The sequence below is a fragment of the Undibacterium sp. Xuan67W genome (assembly GCF_049340165.1).
Taxonomy (GTDB): Bacteria; Pseudomonadota; Gammaproteobacteria; order Burkholderiales; family Burkholderiaceae_D; genus Undibacterium.
In genome coordinates this window covers 91,108-99,114 of record NZ_JBMPPN010000016.1, presented here as the reverse complement: position 1 = coordinate 99,114, position 8,007 = coordinate 91,108, and the positions used below count along the sequence as shown (strand labels likewise).

General features: G+C 50.0%; 5 protein-coding genes and 1 pseudogene. 4 read left to right on the top strand and 2 right to left on the bottom strand.

All coding sequences use genetic code 11. The annotated features are described in order from the left end of the window. Positions 1 to 121: 121 nt before the first annotated feature. Positions 122 to 646, top strand: a pseudogene (locus ACO0LE_RS14620) (MFS transporter); the annotation flags it as partial. Positions 647 to 679: 33 nt separating this feature from the next. Here ACO0LE_RS14620 and ACO0LE_RS14615 read toward each other — a convergent pair. Together ACO0LE_RS14615 and ACO0LE_RS14610 are read right to left on the bottom strand one after the other, a co-directional pair. Beyond that, a complete protein-coding gene (locus ACO0LE_RS14615) occupies positions 680 to 1,315 on the bottom strand; it encodes a DUF7482 domain-containing protein (protein WP_422961087.1) in 636 nt (211 codons plus the stop codon). A gap of 266 nt (positions 1,316 to 1,581) precedes the next feature. Further along, on the bottom strand, positions 1,582 to 2,829 hold the full coding sequence (locus ACO0LE_RS14610) for a sensor domain-containing diguanylate cyclase (RefSeq protein WP_422961086.1): 1,248 nt from the start codon (positions 2,827 to 2,829) through the stop codon (positions 1,582 to 1,584). Positions 2,830 to 3,227: 398 nt separating this feature from the next. Between ACO0LE_RS14610 and ACO0LE_RS14605 the strand changes: the two genes are divergently transcribed. The 3 genes from ACO0LE_RS14605 (at position 3,228) to ACO0LE_RS14595 (ending at position 7,991) form a co-directional block, all read left to right on the top strand. Further along, positions 3,228 to 5,417 carry an alpha/beta fold hydrolase gene (locus ACO0LE_RS14605; protein WP_422961085.1) on the top strand — a complete coding sequence of 730 codons (2,190 nt, stop codon included), beginning with the start codon at positions 3,228 to 3,230 and terminating at the stop codon, positions 5,415 to 5,417. Positions 5,418 to 5,599: 182 nt separating this feature from the next. Further along, entirely contained in the window at positions 5,600 to 7,333 is a 1,734-nt protein-coding gene (locus tag ACO0LE_RS14600) for an alkaline phosphatase family protein (RefSeq protein ID WP_422961084.1), read from the top strand. A gap of 148 nt (positions 7,334 to 7,481) precedes the next feature. Further along, positions 7,482 to 7,991, top strand: a complete 510-nt coding sequence (locus tag ACO0LE_RS14595; protein WP_422961083.1) for a DUF3016 domain-containing protein — start codon at positions 7,482 to 7,484, stop codon at positions 7,989 to 7,991. Positions 7,992 to 8,007: the final 16 nt, after the last annotated feature.

Genomic DNA, 8,007 nt, shown 5'->3' with positions numbered 1-8,007 from the left:
GTTATGGACTTACAATCACGACCGGCCCAACACGGGCATCGGCGGCATCACCCCGAAACAGAAACTCGCACTTGCCGCATAGCCTCTACTCATAGCTCGCGCTAAAAATGGGGGGATTACCGGGTTACCGGCATGGCAATCGGGGTTATTGATGATGCCCGCGGCATTTGCTGCGATGGGGATGAAACTGATTGCCAGTAAAGTGCTGAGACGCTTTGGCTACCGGCAGGTGTTGATTGTGAATACCCTGATGATAGGGATAACGATTTGTTTGTTTTCGACGGTTTCACCGGGCACGCCGCTGGCACTGATCGTATTACTGGGATTGACGCAGGGATTTTTTAATTCTCTGCAATTTTCAAGTATGAATTCGATGGCATTTGCCGATGTCAAAACAGAGGATTCCAGCATGGCGAGTACTATCGCCAGCACGCTACAACAATTGTCGATGAGCTTTGGACTGGCTTGCGGCTCACTTGTCACTGGCTGGTACCTGAGCGGCCTGCCGCAGTCGGATCAGCTCGCAGTGACCGGCGCCTTGCATCATGCATTCATCACACTGGGTGTGATGACGATGCTGTCGTCTATTACCTTCTGGAGCTTGCGTCCGGAAGATGGCGAGAGCGTAAGTAAAGGAGCGACCTGATTCTGCGATAAGCGGGTGAATTCATCTGCGTGCTCACCTGCGTTCGTTTGTTTTTTTCTGCTTCACATGGATTGTTGCGCCACCCAATATGCCGTCTTTGGCAGAATAAATAATAGGGCAATTTACAACAACCGTTGTCGGAGTGAGCTGGATTTCATGCTTGTCAGCGGCGTTCAGAACTTCCTCTTCCGAACGTAAAGTCCGTGGCGTTGTACCTGCTTGCCAGGTCACCAGATAGACCACCCATAAAGGCGTATAAGCCTCGCTGGTATTTTGGTAGCCGATTTTTTGCGGTGCCGACGGGAATACACTACCCTGATTGAAATTGGTAAATTTATACACGCGGTCTACCGCTGTTGGTTGCCCCGGCAGTGGTGCACGCAATACATACGACAGGCGTGACACGTAATTGGTACCAGTTTGCTGCGACATCACTTGATCCGACATATCGGTTGAGATGTAGTGTACTAGTTGCCCTTCGTACCAGCCTGCCAGCAGGGGAAGCTCAATCGTCGCCACCGAGTTCTCATTTAGTTGATGGAGTTGCCTGGCCGCGCTGTCAGCGGCCTGTACGCTGACGCCAAATACGCTCCCGCAGAACAAGACCGCTGCGTACGCTGAAGTTAACATCGTAAACCGAGGCTGCTTGAGTTTGACGGCAAACGGCATGGAATTCTCCCAATAAAAAGATGATTTACCAGTGAAAGCAACATTTACATATGCTGAATCTCAAGTATGAAGCTTTTAGAAGCACTCATAAAGACACACCTATATTCTATGGGCGCTCCAGACCTCTTTTGGCCTGAAAGGCGCATGTACTATGCGGGATCTGTATTAATTTTTCAAAAACGCAGCAATAAGAAATCGCATCATCCTTGATGAGTCGGTTAGTAGATGCATACCTTACAGTCTTTGCCATGATGAATACAAAATACTTAATCTTTCCAGACTACCCGGTTTCTACCGCTATGCTTTGCCTCATACAAGGCTGCATCAGCGCGCTCCAGTAATTTACCTAAACGCTCGTCATCTTCACGGTTGGTCGAGACACCAATGCTGACGGTCAAAGAAAACAGCTCACCGTTCGGCGCGTTAAACACCAGCTCCTGTACACGCTCACGGATGCGTCCGGCAGCAGTCATCGCATCTTCACGAGGTGCCTGCTGCAACAGAATACAAAACTCTTCACCGCCCAAGCGCCCAAATAAGTCCGATTCGCGCAGCTCTTGTCCTACCGTCTGTGCAAATTTGACCAGTACGTTATCACCGCCCAAATGACCGTAGCGGTCATTAATCGCTTTAAAAAAATCCAGATCCAACATCAGTAAAGTAATGCCGGTGGTATAGCGCTGACTGCTTTTAAATAACTGTTCGGCATTTTCTAAAAATGCGCGCCGGTTCTGAATGCCGGTCAGTGTGTCGATCGTAGCCAAGCGCTGCAACTCACGCTCCAGCATTTTGCGCTGAGTCACGTCGCGATATATACCTTCTACGCCAGCAAATGCCCCCTGCTCATCATAAATTGCCTGGCTGCTGATAGAAATGTCGATGATGCGACCGTCCTTGCGCACCATCTGCCCGCCAAAATCGCTGACCTTGCCGTCTCTGGCGATTGCCTGTTTGAGGGCGTCACGGTCTGTTACGTTCGGATAATACGACTCGGCTGTTTTGCCGACGATCTCTTCTGGCTCATATCCCAGCACCGTGCGGACACCGGGGCCAACCATCAGCACGACGCCTTTGGCATCGGTGCGGTAATACACGTCTTGCATATTGTCAAAGAGCCGACGGAAATTTTGCTCACTGATACGAAGCTGCTCCGAGATTTCACTTTGTGCAGTCATGTCCATGCCGACTAACAAAATGGCGCTTTTAGTCTCGAATTCGATAGTCAGACTAGCGACTAAAAGCATGCGCAAATTACCTTTGACGCTACGCAAACGAAATTGCTGGGGCGCGTTAGACCATTCTTTACTCTGACGATGCAGGCGGTTATTTGAACGGGTAATATCGAGCGGATGCACAAAATCACTGACTGGACGCCCAATCAGGACGCTGGCGTTATCGGCTTCCAATAAAATAGCCGCAGCATTGTTGGCGTACGTGATCTGGTTATCAGTCAATACCACCATCGATACTGGCATGATGTCGATCAGATAACGTGAAAATCCATCTGTAAGCATGCCGACCTCATTTCCTTATTTTAATTGTGCTCTGGAGAACAAAATCTGATGCTGAGGTTATTGCCAGGTTTGCGTTTTATGCGTTAATTTAGGGCGTAACAGGGAACAAATTCAAATAAATTCTACTCGAATAGCGTCAAAAACTTTCTATCCGTCGAAAAGATTTTTTATATTGTTTCTTGCTCAGTTTTTATCTAGGCGTTCATCACCTAAGGGGGCTACATAAGGATTCACCGAAACTAGCCATAATTTGGTATCGTGTTGCTCTCTGGATATCCTCCGAACACCCCAAAACTACCCTCCGGCTCAGTCTCATCATAAGTGTGACTGGCGGTGATGTAATACTTAAACCTTCTGGTATTTTTATGCGAATATTGTTGTTTACTCTACTGGCCGCTATGTCATTTTCCACATCTGCAGAACGTCTCACCATCGACCGCATTTACGACAATGCGAATCTGTCCGGCAGCGCGCCGCGCAAACTTCAGGTATCTCCCGACGGCAGCCGCGTGACATTTTTACGCGGTCGCGACAGTGACCAGTTCCAGCTTGATCTGTGGGAATTCAATGTCAAAGATCAAAGCATGCGCAGGCTGGTCGATAGCAAAATTCTGCAAGCCGAAGAAAATATTTCTGATCAGGAAAAAGCTCGTCGTGAACGCGAACGTATCGCCAATCTGCGCGGCATCGTCGATTACAGCTGGTCACCTGACGGCAAACAACTCCTGGTACCACTGGCGGGCGATCTGTATCTGATCGACCTGTCGAATACAGACAAAGCGCGCAAGATCGCTTCTGGCCAGGTCATGTCAGCGCAAATTTCGCCGAGAGGTCGCTATGTCTCTTATGTCCGCGACCAGAATTTATTTGTGTTCGAACTCAGCAGCGGGACTGAGCGCCAGCTGACCAAAGATGGCGGCGGCACGATTCATAATGCCGAAGCAGAATTCGTCGCGCAGGAAGAAATGGCACAGACCAGTGGCTACTGGTGGGCACCAGATGACTCACGTATTGCGTTTAAACGTTTTGACGAAAGTCCGGTACCCGTCGCCCGTCGTTTTGAAATTTATGCAAACCGGACTGAAGTCGTTGAACAGCGCTACCCATATGCTGGCGCATCCAATGTGCTGGTCAGCCTTGCGCTGGTGAGTCCTGAGAACGGTGTGATACAAGCCATCGATCTGGGCAAAGAGAAAGATATTTACCTCGTCAGAGCGGACTGGAGTGCAGACGCCAGCACTCTGGTATTTCAGCGTCAGAGCCGCAACCAGAAACAGCTAGACCTGATCGCCGTCGATAAGCAAAGTCTGGCGCAACGCAACCTGATTACCGAAACAGCAAGCACCTGGGTCAGCATTCTGGACAAACCTTACTTTCTGAAAAAGACGCAACAATTTTTATGGATGTCCGAACGTAGCGGCCGCAAGCATTTGTATCTGTATGACCTGCAAGGCAAGCTGGTGCGCGCCATCAGCCAGGGAGAATGGGGAATTGACGGCCTGCTGGCCGTTGACGAGCAATCACAGACGGTCTATGTCGCCTCCAACCGTGATGCCGTATCCGACAAACAGGTATATGCACTCAAGCTCGATGGCAGCACGGCTAATCAGCCGCAACGCGTCACCAAAAACGACGGCTGGCACGAAACCCGTTTCTCAGCCAAGGCCGAAATTTTTATCGACACCTGGTCGGACGACAATACGCCGCCGCAAGTCAGCTTGCGCAAACCAGACGATACATTAATCACCTGGATAGAACATAACGAACTCAATACAAGCCATCCTTATGCCCGCTTCAAGGAAGCGCATGTCCCGACTGAATACGGCAGCTTGAAGGCGGAAGACGGCCAGACCCTGTATTACTCCATCAAGAAACCACTGAACTTTAATCCAGCCAAGCGTTATCCGGTATTCCTGCAAGTGTATGGTGGTCCCGGCGCGCAGACGGTACAAAGACATTGGGGCAGCCTGTTTGAGCAATACATGGCACAGCAAGGGTATATCGTCTTCAAACTCGACAATCGCGGCTCAGCCCGTCGTGAACGGCAATTCACGAATACCATCTATAACACTCTGGGGAAACATGAAGTCGCCGATCAGCTTGTAGGCATCAACTGGTTAAGTCAGCAAGGCTTTGTCGATGCGAAACGTATCGGCGTATTTGGCTGGAGTTACGGTGGCTTCATGAGCTTGCGCTTATTGTCGGCCGCCTCTGACAAGATCGCGGCAGGGGTCTCCGTTGCGCCGGTCACTGATTGGGCGCTATACGACACGCACTATGTCGAGCAATTCATCAATCAGCCGAAAGACAATGCCGAAGGCTATCGTCAGAGCGGCGTGTTTGCCCATCTCGACGGTTTAAAATCACCGCTGTTGCTCATGCATGGCATGGCGGATGACAATGTGCTGTTCACTAATACCACCAAACTGATTGATGATCTGACGACCCGCGGCGTGCTATTCGACCTGATGACCTACCCGGGAGGTAAGCACGGAATTGCCGGTGCGGCGAAGCAGAAGCATGTGTTTCATACGATAGAAGCCTTCTTCGCCAAGCATTTGAACAATCCTGCCGGTGGCAAACCTTAAGGATAGTTGCTGACCATCGTGCCATAGCGAATTTCGGTTATCTATGGCACATGATGAAACTGCATAAGGAAATGATTCACAATGTAGTGGTATTTGTAGTGATATTGATCTGTATTCACTCGCTTAGGTTTTCTACTTCCGCCGTATTGATTGCTTTGCCTTCCCCCTTCTTCCCTTAAACCATGATGACTCCATTTAATCCGAAAAATTCTGACTTCGCAGTGCGTCGCCGCCTCCTGTCGGGTCTGATCGCGACCTGTATCGCCGCCAGCACAGCATTATCTTTCTCAGCTAGTGCAGCACCACTGTCCGCCAATACCGCACCGGCCACACCAAAATTGCTTGTCGTGCTGGTCGTCGATGGCTTACCGCAAGAACAGGTGCAGCGTTATCGCGATCAGTTCGGTCAGGGCGGCTTCCGTCGTTTGCTAGATCAGGGTGCGTGGTTTAGCGACAGTCATCAGGCGCATGGTGTCACCGTCACAGCGGTTGGCCATGCGGCAGTACTGACCGGTGCCTATCCGTATCAGCACGGCATCATCGGCAATGAGTGGATAGACCGCAGCACGATGACATCGATGTACTGCACACAGGACACAGCGCACACCTACCTCAACGAGAGCACCAAACCCAGTGATGGCACATCGCCAGCTAATCTGCGCGTGAGTACCGTCGGCGACGAACTCCGTTATAGCAATGGCGGTCAGTCCAAAGTGGTGACAGTCTCTGGCAAAGACCGCGGGGCTATTCTGCTGGCAGGTAAATCCGGTACGGCCTATATGTACATGAGTAAATCTGGCCATTTTGCAAGCAGCACTTACTACATGCAAGATTATCCCGGCTGGTATAACAGCTTTAATGCCGCCAAGCCCCAAGATAAGTTTTATGGCAAAAAATGGGAATTATTGTTACCGGAAAAAGCCTATCAGGGTGATGCGCCGGATGGTTCACCAGGGATGGGCAAGCTCGATAACCAAACAGGCTTCCCGTTCGTGTATGACAGCAAATCCGGCAAACCTGATTCGGAATATTATGGCCGGATTTTTACCGGCCCTTACCTAGATGAACTGACCCTCGACTTCGCACGTGCTGCGATTGATGGTGAGCAGCTTGGTCATAATCCGGCCGGAGTCACTGACGTAATTGGTATCAGCTTGTCCAGCCACGATTACATCAATCATAGTTTTGGTCCGGAGAGTCGCATGTCGCATGATCATCTGCAACGTCTTGACCGCTTGCTTGCAAAGTTCTTTGACGACCTGGAAAAACGCGTTGGCCTCGATAAAACTCTGGTAGTGCTGACGGCAGATCACGGTTTCCCGAATGTGCCGGAATTTTCACAACGCCGCAAAATCGATGCACAGCGCCTGAACACCAAAACATTGATGGATGATGTCAATACGCATCTCGCACAAAAATTCGGTATCGCTAATCTGGCTGCTAAATGGTCATCCCCCGCGGTCATGCTCGACTATCCGGCAATAGAGCAAAAGGGACTCAAACGCGACGACGTAGAAAATACCGTGGCGCGCTTCTTGTCAGCATACCCTGGCGTAGCACGCACTTATACCCGTACCCAGCTTGAATCAGGTGCGCTTCCAGACACGCGTCAGGGCAAGTTAATGCAACGTGGCTGGAACCAGCAACTATCCGGCGATATCATGGTCGTGACGAAGCCTTTCTGGTATTTTGGTAGCGGCACGACAGGTACCTCCCACGGCTCACCATATGCATATGACACCAATGTACCGCTGATTATGATGGGCAAAAACTGGATCAAGCCAGGTGCTTACGGGCAATATGCGGAAGTCGTGGATATCGCCCCGACGCTGGCCCATCTGTTACACGTGCGTCCACCCAGCGCCAGCGAAGGAGGTGTACTCACTGAAATCATCAAAGCAGACTCAGTGCGCTGATATCTATTGTTGAGTGAATCGCTTTGTGTCCTTATGTAACAAAAAAGAGCGGCGCAAAGCGATTTCGCGTCAGTTTGTAAGACCTCTTTTACAAATGACAAAACCGACTAAAATGGTGGTGTAGCTGGTTCACAAGCAAGGAGTCAATATGATGCGACGTTCACTGATCACTGCGCTTTTTTGCGCGATCACCCTCCCCGTCTTTGCAGGCGAAGCTCAAGTCGATTTCGTTCAACCAGAAAAGTTCACCGATATCCGCAATGTGAATGACAGTCTGGAAGATGCACAAATCCGGGTAAGCAAAGAATTTAGTTTATATTTTTCAGATCTGGCGAAGACACTTCCCGACGGATACATCCTAGAAGTACAAGTCACCGATATCGACCTCGCGGGCAGGATCGAGTACAACTATGCCAGAACCATGCGTGACATCCGCGTACTGAAAGACATCGACTGGCCAAAAATGTCTCTGTCCTACACGCTCAAAAATCCTCAGCAAGAAGTCGTCGCTTCCGGCAAAGAAGATATCCGCGATATGTATTATTTATCGAAAGCGAACTTAAGCAGCAGTGATTACAAATATGAGGAGCAAATGTTGAAAGAATGGTTCAGGCATCTGCAACGTAGTAAGGTATTTCCGACCAGAGAAAAATCCTGAAAACTCTCTAAGTTAC